This is a genomic window from Nostoc sp. CALU 546 (assembly GCF_048836525.1).
Genome location: NZ_JAWJTF010000027.1, coordinates 24,928 through 46,157 on the forward strand (window position 1 = coordinate 24,928; position 21,230 = coordinate 46,157).

Genomic DNA, 21,230 nt, shown 5'->3' on the forward strand with positions numbered 1-21,230 from the left:
GGCGGACAAAAGTTTGTGTAGCCGCCGATTTCCAATCGCCCGGTGTTTCTAAAATACCACTTTCACCACTGTCCTGAATTATCTTCTTGTTGCAAACCAATTAACTGTCGCCGCTTCCAAGCATAATGAAGAATATTAATCCCTAATTCCTGAGCTGTACGAATGGTCAATCTGGGTAAACTCAAATCTCTATCTAGTCCCCAAGCAGTTGCTAAATCTCCAATTGCTAAAATAATTCCTCCACCGATAAACAGTTTAATTTGCTGTTGATTAACCATTGGCAAGGCAGCAAATAAGAAAGGTTTTGTCCTTAAAGGATGACTGCGTTGCAATTCTTCTAAAGGTCTTAAAGGACTTTCTAACTGTTGTGCTAAGGCTTGAGTACTCTCAATCAGAGGATTTGCATTTGTTGGTGCATCAACTAAAAGAACACCACCTAAATTTAAGTAATTTCTGAGGGATTCAAATTCGAGACTATTTAAAGATATAGCCTGTCCACCTGTTAGATAGAGTATGTCAAAGTCTTGGATATTTTCTGCTAAAGAAACCTGACCTGGTTCATCAGCCCCTCGCAAACTTGGGTATAGAGGTTCTACTGCTTGCAACAAATACGAAAGGCTGAAAAAATTACGCGCACATTCAGGATCGCTATGAGTCGCCTGCGCCATACAAACAAGTGCTTGGGGACGCATTTGTGCCTGACGGCGATAACGCAAATCAATATTGTTATATCCAGGAAAGAAAGCATCCGCAGGTTGGGTAATTTCAGTATGTCCTGGTTGCAGAAGTATTCGACATATTTCTATTTCTGAACTGGCTGGTGTAGAGTTTCTTTGGTCAATTCGATAAGTTTCTTGAACAATATCTCTTTGCTGTCCGCGTCGCAATTCATCGGGGTCTACATAGCTAACTACTAAGTAGATCATGAGCGGTTCAGAACTTACTACTTCTATATCAATGGGAAAATCATAAGAAGTCGGTACAACAATTAGATTACCTGCTAAATCAATTGCAATACCAGGTTGAATTTGCACCCAACGTCCATCTCGATATCTCGCTTCAACTTGGCTTGGGGCAATCACATCTCGCACGCCTAAACCGCAGACAATTCCCGGTTGATTTAAACTTTGATATTGAGCATTTTGCCGATTTCGGTGATATTCATGGGCTGTGCGCCAGCGTTCCGCATTAATTAATAAACCGTCTGCGGCTTGCAAGCGTTCAAAAGATTTAATTGGTGGAGGTGGGAAAGGATGGGACATAGTAATTTTAGATTTTAGATTTTAGATTTTGGATTAAAAGTCTGTTTAATTTTACTTAACTACGAATTACGAATTATTTAACTAGAGGGATTTTCGATGGCTAATTCGTATGTGCAAAAAGCGGGTTTTTCTTGCTCTATAATTCTTTGGATAAGTTCTTCGTTGATGATGCCACTAGAAATGTTGGAACGCAAACGCACTATAAAATGATATGGTTGTCCACCTGCTAAAACGGCATTTCCTAGTTGTGCATCTCCTATAATGAAACTTGGGCCAAAAGGTTCGGTAATACTAATATGTTTATCAGCTTCATTCGGTAAATGTTCGTCTAGCGGTAAACCAGTATAAAGATGTAAATAGAGACGCAATCCTTTACGAGTTCCTCGCCAGCGATAAAGTTCTACAGCACGGCGAATTAAACGCCGTTGTTGTTGGAGATCCCAAACTGAATCTACTTGCCAAGCAACCCAATGAGCCATAAAAGGTAGTAGTGCTTGCGGTGCTGTCAAGGGATCGAGGTTTGCCCACATGACGTTGTAACTATTAACTATTGGTTGAAAAGCTTGCTCAAATATTTTCATGAAGCGACCAATAAAGTCCACTTCCCGATACAAAATTGGCAAGAATTCCATATAGGCAGTGTAGGGACGGATGTATAAATCGAAATACTCACTTCTCTCGATTTGTTCGTTGTCTGTGCCTGGATCTATGTGTAGAGTAATTAGGCTGCGAAAATTGAGTGTTAGTTTGTCTTTTTTTCCAGGGGAAATTGCTTCTTGGTCTTCAAAAAATGTGTCGGGAATTGAGAAGTAGAGAACAGCATCCATCTGTCCACGAGGCGGTATCTCACTGCCTTCTGTACCAATCTGACACCACTGGGATGGGAAGTTTCCTTCAACGCTTAATCTTACCCGTAAAGGACGTTGTTCTAAGTTTTGCACTTGTACAATCATCTCGCTGGGATGTCCAGGATGCAAAAGTAAAGTACGTCCAGCAACATCAATGTTTTCTGCATTTGCAAATGCTAAACCTGCCACAGGTAAAGCTTCGGGAATTTGCATCGGTGTTAATTGAATGCTTACAGCTGGACTAGAGCGACTTTGAACCATAGGATTTGAAATTGGGAATTGGGAATTGGGAATTGGGAATGGGGAATTGGAAGTAGAATAACTACTGCCAAATGACAAATGACAAATTACGAATTACGAATTATTTGAATGTCGTGATTTGAACGCAGATTTGTATCAGCCCAAGAACATATCAAACCTTCTGAGCCTGGATCGATCAATTGTTCTGGTGATGGTTGTCGTCGCCAATTTTCTCCTTGCTTGCGGATGGGAAATAGCAGCACGGGGCCTAAATGACGCACACCTGGGGTTTGTTGCAGTAATGCGACAATATCTGATGTATAAACTGGCCGCCCAAATGGCCAACCTTTGCCGTCGATTCCTCCAGTTAAGGGATTTAAATATTTATACAGCGATCGCCTTAAATTCCGACGAATTTCTTCGCTGGCAAAAGGATTATTGTATGCTGGCTCTAAAGCAACTTCTGTCTGTACAGAAACACCTACGTAATTCGGCTCTTGTAACTCTACTTGTACCCCTAATAACCGTCTTTCATCTAAGTAACTCAAAATTTGCTCTTGCAGGGCATTACTGAGGGCAAATTCTTCTGGTGTCATGCCATTGCCTTGGGCGATCGCATCTGTATTTGCGAATGGGACTACAAGTAAACTAACTATACCAGCTTGTCTACGAGAATTTGCTGGCAAACACCGGACACGAGCGATCGCACCAGCACCCGCCTGTTGAGTTAAAACTTCAAAATCTTCAGCAGTGACGGCGCGATCGCGTGTGCGGAGGATGCGGGGAGCCTTGATCACAGCCTGTTCCAGCGATTCCGCATCCGCGCCATTGATTGCAGGTACACGATTTACCACACTAGCAATGTATGGATACGCAGATTTCAAAAACTGGATTGCCCCAGTTTGAACATTACCTTCTCTACCACCGCCTGTACGATAAGTAACCATTCTAATTTCTGAACCACGGGGAGGAATCGCCCCATATTGGTGTTCTGACTGGTTATTTTCCAGAACTTGTACAGATGTGTCATCTAGTGATGGTTGCTGAATTCTTGAGCGCACCTGGGTTTGCTGTTTAAGTTGGCTAGGTTCCCGAATCAGCGGGCCAAACTGGATTGTACCAGTGATTGAATCGATGGTGTAATGGAAGTTATGCGGCCCAGAATCAGCAAAATCTCTCACCTCAGTCCACTTTTGAGGCAAACCACCAGCAGGAGTAACTAAAATATATTCATTTTCTCGGCGTTCTAAAATTGGTGCTGTTTGTAACTGGAAACTTTGACCGGGTGTACCATCACTAATTCCCAATCGCTCATCTTGAATCAGTGTACTGTGACTAGCCCTAACAGTACCGCCAATTGACTGCACCGCTAATCCAATAATTCGTGGTGGACGATTGTAACCAGTTTCATTGGCTTCTGTGGAAACAAAGCTACAGCGCAACCAGCGACCTCGATAAGAGGTAAAATTAGCCACAGGCCAAATTTGAGGTAGATGCAAACGTACCTCTGCACCTTGAGACGGGTTTCCACCCTGTTGAGCCATTTCATAAAAACTGAACCCGCGAGTTTTATCATCTGACTCTTGTAATAAAACTGGCTGCCAATTTTCTCCGTCCCAAGCTTCCCATTTCCGGGGTGGTTGATTGGGGTTAATCCCAGCCGGAGTAGCCGCAGCTCCCTGGAAAATAATTTCTAAAACGTTAGCGTCTAAAGGATCGTCAGAATTAATTGCTAAATAAAAGCAATTACCAGGTTGGGGTTCCTCTTCAAAAATCGGTTGTTCATTACCTGTCCAGTAACCGTTAGATTGACGAGTCCAGGAAGTTGTGACTCTTTCGCGCAGAGATTGGGGAATATCTTCGGTAGTTTGGGCAGTTAAGAAATGTTGGATGCGGGGTTTGCCGATAATTAGCGGAGAATCTGTACTAAAAGTAATAGCTTCTGTAGTCTCAGTGCGGATAGTTGAAGCTTCTAATCCTGCGGGAATCGTGTAAGCTTCAGGTAGTGCAGCACTTAAATAAAAAGTTAATTCCGTGCGGGCTGGGGCGGGAGGCTGGAGACGAATACCCAGTAATTCTAAAAAAGCAACATAATTTTTTCGGGGTACTTGGTTGAATCTGAGCAACATTTGGTCAGTTAACCAAGCAAACAACTCAATTAGCGTAATTCCTGGGTCGCTGAGGTTGTGGTCAGTCCATTCTGGACAGTAGCGAGGAATACGCATAATACATTCTTCCACCAAATCATCGAAGGCGCGATCGTCTAAGTTAGAAGAAGGTAATTTCGGTAAAAAATCAAAGTTCATACCAATTAAAAAAAAAGAATGTAACAGATACAAGCCTATAAACCCAGATAAAATTTAGCTTTCTGAATTTTTAATTTTCAATTTTCAATTTTTAATTCGTATCACGATTCCTCCCCAGCTGAAACCAAATAATAAGGATAAACAAAACTATAAATATCGGGGCCGTCTTTGAGCCGATAATTGATGATGATGTCCACTCTGCCACGCACAGGATCAGGATCAGTCAGAACTTCATCGATAGTAATGCGTGGTTCCCAAACTTCTAAAGCTTCCAAGACATAAAGACGGATTCGCAGTAGGGTATCGCTATTCAAAGGTGCAAACGCCAGTTCCGACAAGCGTGAACCAAAGGTAGGCCGATAAACCCGCTCACCTACACCCGTGCGGAGAATAATCCAAATAGATTCTTTAACTTTTTGATCTTCACGGCTAAGTTGTATCCCACCTTGCACGCTTAAATGCAGTGGATAAGCCCAACCTGTTCCCAAATAGGCTCGATCGCGACCATAAACCATATCTGGCACTTAGACAGTTGTTACATGGATATTTTTAAAGATATCGGCACAGAGGGTTTAAGCCTATTCGCCAAAGGTCGAGGATGAAGAGGCAGAGGGGCAAGGGCAGGGCAATTTGAGGTTCTAAAGTGGATGAACAGAGTTTTGAGGAAATTCATTTATTCCCTTTCCTGGTAGTATCTTTTCAGGATCGGAATTGGTTTTTTTGAATTCAGATAAACGATCGCAAACTAGGGTTGTCGGTAGCCACTGACCAGAAACGTTATGCCAATATTTGAAGAATCAAGAATTAATAGATGATTGAAATTTTTGAAGCAGACCTGAGTATACTTGCTCATGCGGAGGCTATGGTGCAATTAATGGATGAGTATGCGCTCGACCCGATGGGTGGTGGTAAAGGTTTGTCGGACTACGTTAAAGCAAATCTCTCAGCAGAGCTTGCAAAAAGAAAAGCGGCTCATGTAATTCTTGCGTTTGTCGATGCCGAACCCGCAGGGCTTGTTGTCTGCTTAGAAGGATTTTCTACCTTCGCGTGTAAGCCATTACTTAATATTCACGATGTCATCGTTGCTTTACCCTACCGTGGTAGAGGCTTGTCCAAACTGCTGCTACAGAAAGCGGAGGAGATCGCGTTTGATTTGGGTTGCTGCAAACTCACGCTAGAGGTACTGGAAGGAAATCATGTTGCCCAGTCAGCATACAAGGCGTGCGGATTCAGTGGTTATGAGCTAAATCCCCAGATGGGCAAGGCATTATTTTGGGAGAAGAAACTAGGATAGGTGACTGATGAGGAGAAAAGTCCTGAAAGCAGATTGATTATTAATCCTGACAAAATTTCGGATAAAGTTCCAACTCTCCTCTCCCTCATATTCTCTACTTCTCCAATTAGCCGCCAATCAAAACAGTAGGATTACCTTTGATAATTTTATTCGGTGGCCCCAATGCTTCTAAAACAGTGTCGCCCATCCGAGAGGCAGGTAGATTGTTAATCAGCACAGTCTGACTACCGTCAATCACAACCCCAGGGCCGTGAGGAGGGACAGGCAATGGTGTCGCGCAATTATGAATATCAGCACCGGCTGCTGCTGCTGCGATCGCACTACCCATAGTAGAAGCTGCCGTTGTCTTTGTAGTTTGTTCAGCAGCTAAAGCAGCAGGTGCCCCTGGCGTACCAGCCGCCGCTAAAGTAGCAGCCTCAGCCGCTTTGATAGCTATATCAGAAGATGTTTTAGCAGACTGCAAACCTGGTACTGCGGCAGCAAGTACGCCACGCCACGCAGGTAAAGACCCAATCAACACATTGGGACTACCCGGCCCTCCTGTTAAAACTGGGGGTAAAGGATGCGCCACATTGTCAGTAATTCTTGCTGCTGGTCTACCCATCACAACCTCCCATAGTGTTTTTCATTAACTATTTCACCGAAAATTACAAATTACGTTAGCGTACCAGCGAGTCTTCTCCCAAGGGCAAACAAGCATTCTCTTACCTTCTGCCTCCTGCCTCCTGCCTCCTGCCTCCTGAAAAATTAATTAAGTCGAATCAACGCACCTTTGACTGTAATCGTACCGTTGGCTGAAATGTCTATATTTCCAGCAGCATCTAATGACATATTACCTGTTGATTTCACTGAAACAGATTTACCCATATCGTCCATTTTGATTCTATGACCGCCTTTAGTTTCAATCTCTATACACCTTTGACTATCATTCAGATATATTTTGTGACCGTATTCAGTTTCTACACGAATACCTTTTTTGCTACTTCCTTTATCTTCTTCAATAAACTGTAGAGTGTGACCTACACGAGTTTTAATGGTGCGTAATCTTACACCGTTCGTAACTGAATCCCTTACTTTTTCCGGTGGTGCATCCTTACCATTCCATACCCCGCCAATAACGTAGGGACGGTGGATATCGCCATGTTCAAAACCTACCAACACTTCATCGTTCACCTCTGGTAAACAGTCGAAACCTCTATTTGGGCCTGCTCCCACAGCTACAACTCTCGCCCAGTCACTTGTATGGTCTTCTGTGAGAGTGGGAAACTTAACCTTCACCCTACCCCATGCCTCTGGGTCTTTGTTATCAGTCACAATCCCCACTAATAAAGTCTCAGATGGCTGTAGACGTTTTTCTGGAGATAGAGTTGTGAATAAGTTACCAGAACGTAGTCCCCGGACGCTGAAATCAGTTTCATAAACGCGCTGATTAAAGAAATGGCGGGTTTCTGTAACATAATACTTACCACTATAGCGATCGCCCATACCCTGAAGCTTAACAACTCGTCCAGGACGAATCTCAGGATTCCCTGATGCTTTGGCATCTGCATAAACAAATTCTCCTCCCAGTTCATCACACAAAGCCTGAGCCATCGTCTCTGCTTGTTTTTTGCTAGCAACTGGTTTATCGACAACAATCATTTTCGGTGACTTAAGATTGGAAAATGCATTACTGGTACTACTTCCTAGCTGATTTCCTGTCTCGGTTACTTGCTTCTCTTTCTTGGCTGTTCCGCTAATCAATTTTTTCTGGGTATAGTCCCAGGCGCGTACTTCCACAGAACTCACCTGTTCAGAACTGGTGACACGAGTACTAAATTTACTAATATCAACTAGCCATTCTAGTGGTAAATCTCCCTGAGTTTTTGGCTTGCAAAAATTTAGTTTTTCTTCTGTAATAAATAGTTCAAAACCAATACGGGCAGCCCTTTCCCGCAGAAACTCCATATTAGTTTGATTTTCTTGAAAAACATATTTATGAACTTCGCCAGTTGTCTCTATATTGCCAGGTCTGATGCCTACTTCTGCAACTATTTTTTTGACTATATCGCTATCAGTTTCATTTAAAAAAGAACGATTATAGCGACCTCTGTGCAGACGATGGGAAATATCATAACCGCGAACAATTATATCAGCTTCAGATTTTTCATTGAAGTGAACTTCCATCGCTGTAATTTCGCCTTCAATTAAGAATTTTTCTACCTCATCTTGAAAATTATTATCTTGAGTAGTACTCGAAGTAAAACCCAACTTTACTTTTTTGCCAATTTTAAACAACTGCTCATGTCGCCAAGCCCTGTTTTCTGCTCGGTCAGATGTGGGTATATAGCTATTATGTATAACTAACGTAAACATTGCTGGCAAATGCAGGCTTTCTTCAACTGTGATTTGCAACAAATCTTTCATTAATTCAGGAGAAGCAGGTTGTCCGTCTATCTGGATTTTAGGCTCACTTAAATAAAGGCTTTTTTTAGGAGGCATAAGTAGTAATATATAAATTTAAAACGTTTAAACAATCTTTCGATTAAGTAGTTCTTCCCAGTTTGGCGTTTGGCTTGCGACTTGCGCCTTTAGAATCAGATTCACGTCCTCCAGGAAGGTTATTTTTATCTACTTCTTGCAAGGATATATCTACCAGTGCCCTGACTGGTGTACCATCACTCAGAAACATATTTAATGTGTAAGTTAAACTCGTGATAACACAATAAAAATACTCTGTTCCCCATGTTAATATATAAACAGGTGGGCGTTTATCGGTCGTTCTATTAATAGTTTCTACTCCTTTTTTGATATTGTCTATATACTTTTTCATTACCGATTCTTTAGTTTCATAAGTATCATATAGCAACTGTTTCAGTGTGAACTTGTAAGGCTCAACGCCAGAAAAATTCACTTTTGGAAGTAGAGTAGTTCCTCTATTTCCTTGCTTACTTTCCCACTTAACAGTCCGAGCAAAACTAATGTCTGTGGGATTAAACATTAATTCAATATCTGGCGCTTCCCCGTTATAAGCTACAAGTTTGGCTTTCTCAAGTTGCGGTTGACGCTTTTGAATTACAATAATTGCTGGACTTGCCATTTGAATATTTCTCCAAAAAATAATTATTTAATAGGAATTTACCAAGGTAATCTACCTGAGTAACCGCCATGACGCTCTCGCTCAATTTCTATCCGTTGTCGTAATCTGTTATAAATTTCACGGGCTAGAGCTTCAAGATTAGCCGTATCATCTTTATCACCTTCTTCAGAAGACGAGGATACGCTCTCTATCGTCTCAGTTATCGGTTCTATTTCTCTAGATATGTCGGGTGGAGTGACTTCTCCACCATCAGCAAAGCCTCTAAATGTAGGAATGTGTTTAGCAAAAGTTTGTGACGATTCTGAGACATGAGAAAATTCAGAATTCTGGCTGTTAGATTCACCATCATTAAAGTTAAAGCTAGTGAACTCATCATTATTTCCATTGAGTAAATCTTCCACACTTGACCATTGAGAAGGTGTATTTGACCATTGGGAAGATGTATTAGTGGTAGAATTTGTTTTTCGGAAAATCAGGGGAGGCGATGAGTATTGAGGTGAAGGTTCATCCACATGAATCGTTTCATTTTCAAGAAGATTAAGCTGTGGAGAATTGAGTATCGAAAGTTTCTGTTTTCCAATATCTAAACCCCAGGAAGAAGGAGTTAAAGGATTAGATATCTGAGATGGGTTAGTCTCAGCGCTTTTTAGCTGTAATGAAGTGTCTGGAAAAGAATCGACTTTAGTCGGAGTTTCTGGAGAAGTTTCTTCTTCTGGTTTTTGAGGATTGGGTGTCTGTAAACTTGGAAGGATAATATCCTGCGGTGTTCCACCAGTATTGATGTGATGCAGTAGAGGTAAATTCTTCTGTGCATCCCTGGTATTAATCACAAACTCCCCAGGCGTAAGCATTGCTGGTACAGTATCCGAGGGTGCTATCTGCTGACGATTTTCAACGCGGGAGTCTGTTACATGACCACCAGTAGCATAACCTTTAGGCGCGGGCAAATTTTCTGCGATCGCATTTTGCTCAATTTTAGGTGCTGTGCTTACCTCATTTTGTGAGGAAGTTAGTTCTTCTGGGATATCTGGATTATCTAAGGTATCAACAAAGGTTGATATTTCAGGATTTGTTACTGCAAAGGGAAATTCTGGTTCTACTGGTTGTTCATTGTCAATAGTTTTCCTGAAAATACTCTCGGTTTCAACGATTTCAGGCGATGTGGCGTTAACTACTGTTGCTTCAACAATCTCAGGCGATGTGGCGTTAACTACTGTTGCTTCAAGAATCTCAGGCGATACGGCGGTAATTTTTTCTGTTTCACTAATCTCAGGTAGCGCTAATATGGGCTTATTTTCTGTAGACTCGCTGGTAATATTCTCAATATTGCTGTCATGTTCCAGTGAATTCATATTTGCTGAGACATCTGAAACATTAACCGCTATAGCAGATTGTGACTCTGAATTGACTAACTGTTCATTGAAAGCAACGGGAAACTCCATCCCCAGGTGTCTGTAGAGGGATAGTCGCCCCGTCGCTTTGGGTACTGGACATGGGGCATTGGTAACATCTTCCCTATGCCCTATGCCCGATTCCCCATGACCAAAAACTCCATCCCCTTGTGGTTGGAGTTTTTCATTGCTATCAGAGTTCCTGAATAAACTAGGTGTATCTTCAATATTAGCGGGGGTAGGTGTTAATTGAACAGACGCACTGACTGGAGAATCACTCGTAACACTAGAATCAATTTTTTGTTGTAATGTAATAGGGCTTTTTACAACTGAAGACTCAGTATTAGGTACAGCAACATTCACGTTGGGCGCAAAGCTATCCGTCCCTATAATATTTTCATCATTCGCTAAAGGATAGACTAAAGTAGGTGCGTTATCAACATCAGGTGAAGTAAATACTGATGATAAAGCGGTTGAAGATTCAGAATTAGGGACAGCAACATCCGCTTTGGACGTAAAGCTATCCGCCCCTATAATATTTTCATCATTAACATCAAGTGGGGAAAGTTTTGAAGATAAAGCCGCATTGTCTAGAACATTATCAGCCACAGCATTATCTTTGACAAAATCATTTGCGGTGCTTTCTGATATTAAGTCTGGTTCAATGGCTGGAATTACCTCACAATTACTATTTATATGTGGTGATTCTTCTGGCTGCGATGAAGAATTTACGGTTGGTGATACCTCTTTTTTTTGTATTAAATTTGTTTGAAAAGTGGTGCTTTGATTATCAACTATAAAAGGAACTTGATATTTTATATCCTGTTGTGGTGGCGTTGGGCTGACTGGGATATCTGAGATATTAGCTGATTCTGATGGTTCAGTGATTATTTTTTCTTCATTATTGCTAAAGTTAATATATGGGACAGATGGTTGCTCTAAATTATTAGGCAAAGTTAATTCTATAGGCGAAGTTTCTCCTGTTTCACTTATAGTATCGTCTAAATTAATCTCTTTTGGTGATATCAAAATACTTTCCGTGACAGATGAATCTGCACTAGGTAACCTATATGGTAACTCAGAGTTTAATTGCTGACTGTCATGATTAATATTCTTGATAGAAATCGATTTATCTTCAATATTAGGCGAAGTAGATGTTGTTATACTATTAACAGAGTTATTGTCAGTTGTAGTATGATCTGAAGCAATATCAAGTTGTAAAGGTTCGAGTTCCGAATTAGCCTCAACCGATAAAGGCTCATTTGATGCTAATAACCTATTTTCCTTAAAACTAATAGGAGTGTTACTTTCATCAACAAATTGCTCAACATTCTTAGCCACTGATGATTTAACTGTTTTTTTAGTCTTAGATTTTGGTTTTGACTTTTTTTCTGGTGGCTGTCGAGATTTATTTGTTTTTTTGGATTTAGATTTACCTTGAAGATTTATTTTTGATGACGCATCATTACTCGTATTTTTCTCAATGCGAGTTGGCATTATCTCTGGAATACTGTCTTTTATTGGTTCATTATTATTTTCTGGATGAATTATCGAATCAGAAGAATCAAACTCAAGTAGTGAAAAGTCACTATTTATATCCTGAGTATCCCAGCTATCCCAACCGATTAATGGTTGTATCGATGGTTCATGTTCATGAGACAAGAAAAATTTAGAGGATGTTACTAATGGTGATTTAGTTTGTATTGGACTGATAAAATTACTTTTTAGATTCAGAAAATGAGACTCTTTTCTCAATAACATTCTATGAGGATTAGATAAAGATGATATTCTTCCAAGTGGATGAATATTGTTTCCCAGTGGAGATTGAATAATTTGCATAGTTATAGTTTATAAATAGCCAATTAGCTAGAAACGAAATATCCTGTTTTTTGATTTCGTTGAACAGAAGTTCCTCCTCCTGTTGCTCTTGCAACTTGTAAACCTTCATAAGCTAAAGTTAATTCTTCAATGGCAACTGCTTTTCCATCTGCTTGGAGTGCTGGTGTTTTCCAGGTTATAGGAATAGCACCAATCAAAGTCCAACTCATCATCGTTTCACCAGCTTGATTGAAAATCAAAATATTGACATTGCGTCGAGATGTTTTCTTTTGTTCATCAAAAACTGCATTCATCCAGTTCCAAAAACCTGGATGATCGGTAACTCCACGTTTAAGAGTTATGTCTGCAAATTCTGTATGACCTAAATAAATTCTTTGCTGGTCGTTGACACCACCTTCTTGAAAAATATTTTTCTTAATTTGAATACTTAATCCTGAACATTCGGCGAAAGATGCAGCAATAGAACTGTCTATTTCGACATAAAAACGATTAGTAGTGACATAATTTAATTCGTGAGTAATGTTGCCGTTATTAGCGCCTGTAGCCATCACAACCACCTTTGGGAATTATAATTACCAAGTCTTTCTCGCTGCGATCGCAAGTCTTCTAGCAAAAGTTTATATACGTGTTCTGTGAGTTGGTTCAAAAGCCGTGAGTCATGGAGGTACTTACCCGCAGCAATAGCCGCCTTGCTAGCATCTGATGCCGCCGAAACCCCGGCGTATCCAGCAGTACCGCCAACATCTCCATCGAATGTGAAAAAACTTGATTGTTGATTTGAGTCCATAAATAAAAAACCTCTCCTCAAATCAAGGCTAAAGGTACTGCGTCAGAATCAAAAGTAGCCAAAAGTCGAACTTGCCCTTTACCTAGCTTCAGACTTTTGAGCAATTGTGTTAAAAGTGCGATCGCTGTATTCTAGCTAGATTGTTAGTAACAGCAAAATATTTATCTAGCTAGGGCTTGGGCATCTGGAGAAAAAAAATGAGAGAACAGGTTAGCCGAGAGAAAAAAACTACTACAGACTTCTCAATTCCATCTCTGAAACACCCGACACCCGGCTTTGGTTTTGAGTCGTCGGCAATTTCACGCCAAGCGGTTCCAAAAATACAACCACTCGATAAACCACTTACTCACGATATAAGTCGCATACCACTACGTAGCCAAGCAAAACTCTCAATTAGCCAGCCTGGAGACATTTACGAACAGGAAGCTGATAGCGTCGCACAGCAGGTAATGCAAAGAATGGCGCAACCTGTAAATCGTCAGTCTATCCAACGAGAAGCATTGCCCGAAGAAGAAGAAGAATTACAAATGAAATCTCTGGACAATAGCACACTGCAACGAGAAGCATTGCCCGAAGAAGAAGAAGAAGAATTACAAATGAAGCCGATGGTGCAGCGTCAGTCTGAGGCTGGGATGGCTACTGCGCCTGACTTGGAAGCGTCCATTAACCAAGCGCGGGGGGGTGGACAAATCATGGCAGACAACATCCGTGAACCGATGGAACAGGCGTTTGGCGCAGATTTCAGTGGGGTGAAGGTTCACACAGATGGTCAATCCGATCAGTTGAATCGGTCAATTCAGGCGCGTGCTTTCACAACGGGACAGGATGTGTTCTTTCGACAGGGGGAATATAACCCAGGGAGTCGAGGCGGTCAGGAGTTGTTGGCGCATGAGTTGACCCATGTTGTGCAGCAAAATGGGGGGGCAGTGAAGCGATCGCCATTAGAGAAAACGCAGGAAGATTCCTTTTTAGAAGCATCTGCTGAACCGATACAGCAACCCATCCAGAAAAAAGAAAGCCTTACAGGAGCTATCACCAGCTTGACGACTGCTTTATCCAGTGGGCACGTACTACAACTGAAAGTCAAGATTAAGGGCAAACCAACAAAAACATACGCAAACTTTGGTGCTTTTAAAAAGTCCCCGCTCTATAACCCACTCATAACCAGTCTCACAGAATCATATTCTCCAGAGGTAGTTGAATTCCACCTCAAACAACTCTTTTCCACGGATGCAGAATTTGAAAACGAACAACATTTTACAGAAGCACTAACTTATGACATCGAACATAAGAGTATGCCGGATCAGGAACATACCTTACAGGAGCAGTACATGACACTTTACGGCTGGAAAAAACGCGAGACTGGAACGCAGTCAGCAACGGATGCTCAACCAGGTGAAGGCGAACCTGAAACATTGAAGGTATACCGGACAATGAAATTAGAGGATTGGAAAGAACTTGAAGGAGGTAATCACGCGAAGCTAAGTGGACATTTAGGAGACTTCAAACAGGCTCAAAACTACTTATATCGTAAAAGCCCTGAGCCGAAAGTACTTGTAGAATTTACACTGCGTCCCGGAGCCGAACGGGAGTTGTTTAGTAGTTCGATAATGGCGTTCCCAGATGTAAAGGGAAGGACTGTGCCAAATATGATAAAAAGCACATTGATAAAAGAAGGGGGGAGCGACTCATTTGCAAAGGCCTCAACGAATGAAGGCACAGCACCGGACAAGGTTGGGGTTAAATCAGAGGGTGGTGAAGCTGGGTTTAGTCTGGGAATCGGTGGTGGTACATCGCCTGAAGTATTTATGCGGCTAGTTGCAAACATGAGCGTCATTGGGAGATCGGAGGCAGAAGAGAAAGCAGAAGGTTGACCTGACCATGTAGCAAGCGATCGCTCTTTGAGTGAATTGCTTGATGAGTGCGATCGCTGATCTCGTAGCGACTGTCTTGAACGGCAAGTGCGATCGCAAAAGTAGTAATCCTATAGAATTGCATAATAGATATTAATCATTTACAACTTTTTGTATAGAAAAGCACAAACTAACTTAATAATTATCCGCCTCTTTAGTTAGAGGATAAATGAAGTAGTCAGCTGGTGTAATTTAACAATGCGTAACAGCTAATCAACGCGCAAGTTATAAGGAGTGATGGGTGAGGTGTCAATACTATAAAATCTCGTCACTCCTTTTTACTGACTTCAAGCTTTTCACAGGTTAAAGGACTTTGTTTTAAGCACTTTAACTATTACGCGTTGCGGCACTCCCCCGTGATTACAGAAGCCAACACTGTACTTGGTACTCCAAGTCAGTGTGGGTAGTTCACCGGATGCCATCATTGTCAATGGCGCTGTAGCCGTCGCTGGGGAAAAGCCCCAACCAAGGGTCAGAACTAGGAGTTAAAAATAGTTGGGCGTATACCTGTTCATTGAGTGTTTCCACACTGCTTGTTTGCTGACCCTGCATAAACCATTGATGAATTTGGCTGTGCAGCATATATTCATTTCTGACTGTATCTAAAGCCATTGTGGCTTCAAATTTTTTCACTATTATCGGCAAATTATCTTCCTGAGTGTTTGCAGACTGAGACTTTTTCGCTTTGATTAGAGAGATACTGTTTTGATCTAGCTTGACATCGGCGGCATAGAGTTGAGCAATTTTGTTCCAAACTTCCTGGTCGGTTATTTCAGCTAAAGCGTTTTGATTTCGTTCAGCATCAGACTGGAGAGCAGTTAGCATTGGCCTTTCAACTATCATCTTAGAAACTGCTAGAGAGCTTGCTATTTCTGCTGTAGGTGGCTGACTGGGATTGTTCGGAGTTTCCACCAACTTAGGGGGAGACTGGATACCCAGGCGAGATAAATCTGCAACCCATTGGGTTTGGATAGAATTTAGGCGATCGCTGTGGTATTTTCTTAAATAAGACTCGCGATCGCTTGGTGTAAGTTTACTGTAGTTTTTTACTGCTACTTCAGCCTGCTGTAGCTGACGCAAAAATGCTTTGGGACTGTATAACCCTGGAATTGCATCGATTGGACGCCCCGATGCGTCCAATATATAATGAATGCTATTGCCTGTAATCGTTCGCTCTAACTTGCGTCCGTCGCCAAAATCAATAGTTACTTTAGGTACAGGTCGCACTGATTGCCAGTGCAAAATGAAACGGTCTTGAAGTAGTTTAGAAATCTCAACATTTGGATACAGCGCTACCCTAAAGAATCTACTATTAGCACAACTCAAATCCTGATCCAGCCTTCCCAATAACCGCAGAGATAGAATGGGTTTACCACTGGTTCTAGCAGCAGCTTTGGCTTGTTCTATGTCAGTATACCAGTACAGACGAGAGGCGTAACAGTCGCGTTGTTGGCAAAGTTCATCTAAAGCAATCCGGAGTGCAGGGGAAGGTATAACTGCACCAGAAGAATCGGTATTTAGCGTATTGGTATGGGATTTGAGAAATACTTGTAACCCTGTTGGGCCCTGTTTCCGAAGCACAGAAACTTCGTGAGATAGCTGGGAAATATCAGCGACAGGAGTTTGAGCATCAGCTGTCTGCAAAAAACTGAAGCTGACTAGCATTAGTGCAAAAGGATATTTTAAGGTTCTAAATTTCATATATTTTCAGAAAAATAGGAGATGCGGGTGTCGCCATCACTAAATAGAGAAGTCTAGTTTAACTTGTAAGAATCTTATCTGCTCTGAAAGGCAATAGGCAATAGGCAATAGGAAAGAAGGGTTCTTAGTTGTACTGAGTTTTTTCAGAAATCAAATATATATTTATTAACTAAATCTACTTCATCAAACTCAGGTTTTGTTAAAAGTTTATATACTTTTTGCTTGAGCTAGTTAAATATGCTAATTAAGAGTTGCTCTATATAAATCTGCCTTTTTACAAATTTCCGTAACATCCCTCTTCTATTAATAGGTTAAATATAACTAAGATATTAATGGTTGTGCTGGCTTAGTTGATGAAAAAACGTCAATTATTCCAGGTGTATCTATTTGCCAACTCTCTATCAGACTGATTCATAGTCTTACAGCATTTTGCATCTAAATGAAGTACATCTTTTACCCTTCTTAATCCCCCCTTGCAAATGGGGGAAACCGAAAATCCAGTTCCCTCCCCTTTGCAAGGGGAGGGTTAGGGTGGGGTATTTTTGTACTTCATTAACTTGCAATCTGCTGTAAAATAACCGCTCTCTTTTTACTAAAGAGAAGTTTACCTTCCCCTTGCCTTGTAGTAAAGGTAATTCAAGGAGCTTCGGTTGTTGTTAGGGAATTAATGTACTAAGCGCTAGTAGTCTATCCGTTGGTCAATCGCTGCGATCAAGCTTTATTGTACAACAGCGTCATGATTTATATTGGAAAATTGCGATTTTATTTCCAACTAATAACAAACACAACTTCTTCAAGATTTGAATATTTATCAACCCATTTTACCAATCTCCATGAAACAATATATTTCTCATTTGCTCATACTGGTATTAGGAACAAGTTCGACTTTCATCGTTACTCCATCTCAAGCTCAAACTCCGGTCAAGCCCAACAGTCAAAATACTGATAATACTACTTCCGTATCTTCAAATTCATCTTCAGCTATCCAATTGAGTGATTTTGCTGATTCTACTAATAGCAAACCACCTATCCTCTCTGAGGCAGCTGATAATTCTTCTACTGCTACTACAAATATAACTGCAACTAAGCCTGAACCAAGAGTTCCTATATTCAGCAGAATCTTTCGCACACCTTCAATGCAGCAATAATTACTGGACGTTCGCTCATTTTGACCTTGTGAGTGAGAATTATGTCTTACAGGGCTTAAGTTCAAGCTCATAAATGGATTCAGGGATTTTCATCAATAAAAGAATCTGTTTTTGAAGCTGGTTAATAGGGGTAATGAAGACCGTAGAATCAGGGAGGAAGTAAAGAGTTAGGTGGGAAAATATAAAGGGTCATCGGCTCCATTGCCTTCAAGAGTGGCGCTGACTAACGGCATTCCCATCGGGTCGAGCGTTGCTAGTAACTGACGATATTGCAATAAGTCTGGGCGTTTATCTTTGGAGTAGCCATGACGCAATAGATTGTCTTCTAGATGACTTGTGTTTTCATGATTTACACTGAAGCTTGTTGTGTCTGTGCGTGCAATTTTTGTCGGTAATTCGTATGCTCTAATTATCTGCCTTCCTAATTTAATTTCTATTTCTTGTCTAGCAAGTGATTGCTTGCCTAATTCTTCTACTACCCTTCCCAATCTGTCATCACTGACATCTTTGTTTCCTATCGACCACCCCGTTGTCAATTCCAAAATCTTTCGATGTGTTTCTACCCATTCTTCGACTGCACATAACCGATGGTCTGATTGAGTGATTATATACGTTAGTAATAATACACTCAACTGCCCGTAGCTCATTCCTTGGTGGTTTCCGTGCGGCTTCTTCAGTTTTTGGTCGATATGTTTGGCTATCTCTATCTGAGCAAGCCATTCAACTATTAATGGAATATCGTCTATCCGCTCGGAGCTTATTTTTACTTCTGTCTCACTCATCGATGCACCACCACCTGACATCATTCTCTACTCAAACTACCCCCAAATCCACTCTCATCAGGGAGTTGCTTCAAAAATCCTCTTAATCATTACCCCTCAAGGAATTAATTCCTTTGACTGCCTTAAAATCAGCGAACGCACAGTAATTAGCGCCAATATATCCAATATATTTTTGCCTCCCTCTTAAAAGGATTCTCAAGATTTGTGTGTAGCTCTTTCTAAGGGGAGGGTTAGGGCTTTCAAGGGTAGGTATTTTGCATTTGGTCATTTTTTGACTATTTCAGCCGATGCTTAAATCCTGAAACGACCAAACCATGTTAAACAGTTGAGAAAATTCTCAACTATTTTCGAGATTTTTAAACCCCTACCCTTGAAAGAGGGTTAGGGTGGGGTAAAACTGACGCGAAAAAACAGGTGATTCAGGAGGCAGGAGGAACCCACGTTTAAAAACGTGGGATTGAAGTAAGGACGCTTTATACCTCGCGCTGCGCGTCTCGGTATAATTCTTTTTATGAACTGGGCTTTAGACCCAGAACCAAAGTTTCAATTGATACTCCTAACCTCCTGCCTTCTGCCTCCTAACTCCTGCCTTTTTTGTAAACTTATTTCAGGCTTATGTGTACACTGTAGCCTTATTCTTGGGGAGGGGAGACAAAGCACAGCTTTGGCGGGATGGGGTTCTTCAAAGCTGTTCAATTAGCTCAATAATTTGTTGATAATACTGGATATTTCCTTCTTGATAATACAAGTCTGCGGATTTCTGGAAATCGGCAATTGCTCCTTGAGAGTCTCCCAGATTGCGGTAGACATCTGCCCGAAGGATGTAAGCTGAAGCCCAATTAGGCTGACGCTGTAAGGCTTGGTTTAAGTCTGCAAGCGCTCCTTCTAAATCTCCCAACAGAGAACGACTACGACCCCGATTGTACCAGTCTTCGGCAAAGCTGGGGTCGATCGCGATCGCTCGACTGTAATCTTCTATTGCGCGTTGATAATCTTCTAGAGCATAGCGAGCATTAGCCCGATCGCTGTAAAATGCAGCAGATTGGGGATTATATTGTAATGCTTGGGTGTAATCCGCGATCGCACTTTCATATTCTTCTAAAGCATAGTGGGTAGAACCTCGGTTGTAATATGCTTCAATTAAATCAGGATTAATTTTTAATGCTTGATTATAATCTGCGATCGCTCCTTGTTCATCTCCTAAAAGACGACGAGCATTTCCCCGATTGCAATACGCTTGTGAAAAGTCAGGAACAAGTTCTATGGCTTGAGTATTATCATCAATTGCACCCTGTAAATCTTGCAGAGCTTCACGGGCAATACTCCGACCATAATAAGCTGCGGCTAAATTATCATTAATTTGCAATGCTCGATCATAATCTTTAATTGCGCCTTTATGATCTCCTACAGAACGACGAGCCGCCGCGCGATCGCAATATCCTTCTGCTAAATTAGGATTGAGTTGTAATAGGCGATTGCTATCTTCAATTGCACCTTGATAGTCTCCCAATCGGCGACGAGCATTTGCGCGAAAGCCGTATACTAAAGCTAGAGTGGGATTTTCTTGTAACGCTTGGTCATAATCTGCGATCGCACCCTCGTAATCTTCAAGATTACTACGAACCAGACCACGCTCACAATAAGCTTGCACATCATCAGGATTCAGCTTTAATGCTTGGTTAAAGTCTTCAATTGCTTGGTGATAGTTTTTGAGGTGAGCAAGCACAAGACCCCGATTATAGTACGCTCCGGCAAAGCTGGGATTGATTTCTAGGGCGCGGTTGTAATCTGCGATCGCACTTTGATAATCTGCTAAGGCATAGTAGGCATTACCTCGGTTATGATAAGCCTCTGCCAAGTTAGGATCTAATTGTAATGCTTGGTTATGGTCAGCGATCGCTTCGTGATAATTTCCTAAAACATGGTGAATATTGCCGCGATTGCTGTAAGCTGCGGCAAAATGGGGATGCCATTGTAAAACTTGCTGAAAATCTGCGATCGCTCCTTGATGATCGCCACGTTCAAAACGAGTCACGCCGCGATTATGATAAGCGTTGGCAATATCAATATTGATGTTATCAGCTAATTGGGTACTCATTTCTATTGTTTGGATATAATCTGCGATCGCTTGGTCGTAGTTTTCCAAAGCAAAGTAGGCATTCCCTCGGCTGTGGTAAGATTGCGCTAAATTGGGATCTACTTGTAAAGCTACGTTATGATCTGCGATCGCGCCTTGATAATCGGCTAAAAAGTAACGAGCATTAGCCCGGTTGTAATACGCTATGGCAAAATTGGGATTGATTTCGATGGCGCGATTGAAGTTAGCGATCGCAGTACGATAATCTTTGAGTTGACCACTTAAGATCAGCCCTAGATTGTGGTAAGCTTCGGCATAATCAGGGTTTAACGTGATTGCTTGGGTGTAAGCTGCGATCGCGGCTTGATACTCCCCTTGTAAATTATACTTTAATCCTTGGTTGAAAAAATCTTCCGCATTCATATAATTTTTTTGGCTTTTGACATTATCTAGCCTAAAGCATCAGGATTCTTAACGATATATTTTGAAAAAATTACAACTACTATTGTACCTGTTGCAATAATTTTTTGTTTTAATCTTGCGAACCAGTTTTAGTTAATTGA

The 21,230-nt window shown here is 41.4% G+C and carries 16 protein-coding genes and 1 pseudogene; 2 read left to right on the forward strand and 15 right to left on the reverse strand.

The window, feature by feature from the left end:
* Nucleotides 1-62 precede the first annotated feature (62 nt).
* The 4 genes from RRG12_RS15650 to RRG12_RS15665 form a co-directional block, all read right to left on the reverse strand.
* Nucleotides 63-1,262: a DUF4159 domain-containing protein gene (locus RRG12_RS15650; RefSeq protein ID WP_420759931.1), complete on the reverse strand. Its 1,200-nt coding sequence runs from the start codon at nt 1,260-1,262 to the stop codon at nt 63-65.
* Nucleotides 1,263-1,339: 77 nt separating this feature from the next.
* Nucleotides 1,340-2,371, reverse strand: a complete 1,032-nt coding sequence (locus RRG12_RS15655; RefSeq protein WP_420759932.1) for a phage tail protein — start codon at nt 2,369-2,371, stop codon at nt 1,340-1,342.
* 86 nt (nt 2,372-2,457) lie between these two features.
* A complete protein-coding gene (locus tag RRG12_RS15660; protein ID WP_420759933.1) occupies nt 2,458-4,656 on the reverse strand; it encodes a putative baseplate assembly protein in 2,199 nt (732 codons plus the stop codon).
* A gap of 101 nt (nt 4,657-4,757) precedes the next feature.
* A complete protein-coding gene (locus RRG12_RS15665; protein WP_069069084.1) occupies nt 4,758-5,171 on the reverse strand; it encodes a GPW/gp25 family protein in 414 nt (137 codons plus the stop codon).
* A 296-nt stretch (nt 5,172-5,467) separates the two neighbouring features.
* Here RRG12_RS15665 and RRG12_RS15670 point away from each other — a divergent pair, with 296 nt between their 5' ends.
* Nucleotides 5,468-5,950 carry a GNAT family N-acetyltransferase gene (locus RRG12_RS15670; protein ID WP_069069083.1) on the forward strand — a complete coding sequence of 161 codons (483 nt, stop codon included), beginning with the start codon at nt 5,468-5,470 and terminating at the stop codon, nt 5,948-5,950.
* Nucleotides 5,951-6,056: 106 nt separating this feature from the next.
* On the opposite strand, the gene RRG12_RS15675 is transcribed toward RRG12_RS15670, so the two are convergent.
* The 6 genes from RRG12_RS15675 to RRG12_RS15700 form a co-directional block, all read right to left on the reverse strand.
* Nucleotides 6,057-6,554 (reverse strand): PAAR domain-containing protein, encoded by a 498-nt coding sequence (locus RRG12_RS15675; protein WP_069069082.1) that lies wholly within the window; start codon nt 6,552-6,554, stop codon nt 6,057-6,059.
* A gap of 143 nt (nt 6,555-6,697) precedes the next feature.
* The gene (locus RRG12_RS15680) at nt 6,698-8,431 is read right to left on the reverse strand and encodes a VgrG-related protein (RefSeq protein ID WP_069069081.1); all 1,734 of its coding nucleotides are present in this window, start codon (nt 8,429-8,431) and stop codon (nt 6,698-6,700) included.
* A 43-nt stretch (nt 8,432-8,474) separates the two neighbouring features.
* Nucleotides 8,475-9,029, reverse strand: coding sequence for a hypothetical protein (locus RRG12_RS15685; protein ID WP_069069080.1), 555 nt, complete (start codon nt 9,027-9,029; stop codon nt 8,475-8,477).
* Between the two features lie 38 nt (nt 9,030-9,067).
* A complete protein-coding gene (locus RRG12_RS15690) occupies nt 9,068-12,082 on the reverse strand; it encodes a hypothetical protein (RefSeq protein ID WP_420759934.1) in 3,015 nt (1,004 codons plus the stop codon).
* 200 nt (nt 12,083-12,282) lie between these two features.
* Nucleotides 12,283-12,807: a phage tail protein gene (locus tag RRG12_RS15695; protein ID WP_069069078.1), complete on the reverse strand. Its 525-nt coding sequence runs from the start codon at nt 12,805-12,807 to the stop codon at nt 12,283-12,285.
* On the reverse strand, nt 12,807-13,046 hold the full coding sequence (locus tag RRG12_RS15700; RefSeq protein ID WP_420759935.1) for a hypothetical protein: 240 nt from the start codon (nt 13,044-13,046) through the stop codon (nt 12,807-12,809). Before RRG12_RS15700 ends, RRG12_RS15695 begins: the two co-directional genes overlap by 1 nt.
* A 197-nt stretch (nt 13,047-13,243) precedes the next feature.
* Here RRG12_RS15700 and RRG12_RS15705 point away from each other — a divergent pair, with 197 nt between their 5' ends.
* Nucleotides 13,244-14,920, forward strand: a complete 1,677-nt coding sequence (locus tag RRG12_RS15705; RefSeq protein WP_420759936.1) for a DUF4157 domain-containing protein — start codon at nt 13,244-13,246, stop codon at nt 14,918-14,920.
* Here the strand turns inward: RRG12_RS15705 and RRG12_RS15710 are convergent.
* From RRG12_RS15710 to RRG12_RS15730, 5 genes and pseudogenes are all read right to left on the reverse strand, one after another.
* Nucleotides 14,880-15,044 carry a hypothetical protein gene (locus RRG12_RS15710; RefSeq protein WP_176726937.1) on the reverse strand — a complete coding sequence of 55 codons (165 nt, stop codon included), beginning with the start codon at nt 15,042-15,044 and terminating at the stop codon, nt 14,880-14,882. The genes RRG12_RS15705 and RRG12_RS15710 overlap by 41 nt on opposite strands.
* A 323-nt stretch (nt 15,045-15,367) precedes the next feature.
* The gene (locus RRG12_RS15715; protein ID WP_069069075.1) at nt 15,368-16,660 is read right to left on the reverse strand and encodes a hypothetical protein; all 1,293 of its coding nucleotides are present in this window, start codon (nt 16,658-16,660) and stop codon (nt 15,368-15,370) included.
* 934 nt (nt 16,661-17,594) lie between these two features.
* On the reverse strand, nt 17,595-17,879 hold the full coding sequence (locus RRG12_RS15720) for a hypothetical protein (protein ID WP_420759937.1): 285 nt from the start codon (nt 17,877-17,879) through the stop codon (nt 17,595-17,597).
* A gap of 99 nt (nt 17,880-17,978) precedes the next feature.
* Nucleotides 17,979-18,590: pseudogene (locus tag RRG12_RS15725) on the reverse strand (IS1634 family transposase); the annotation flags it as partial.
* Between the two features lie 682 nt (nt 18,591-19,272).
* Nucleotides 19,273-21,090 (reverse strand): tetratricopeptide repeat protein, encoded by a 1,818-nt coding sequence (locus RRG12_RS15730; protein ID WP_420759938.1) that lies wholly within the window; start codon nt 21,088-21,090, stop codon nt 19,273-19,275.
* Nucleotides 21,091-21,230 lie beyond the last annotated feature (140 nt).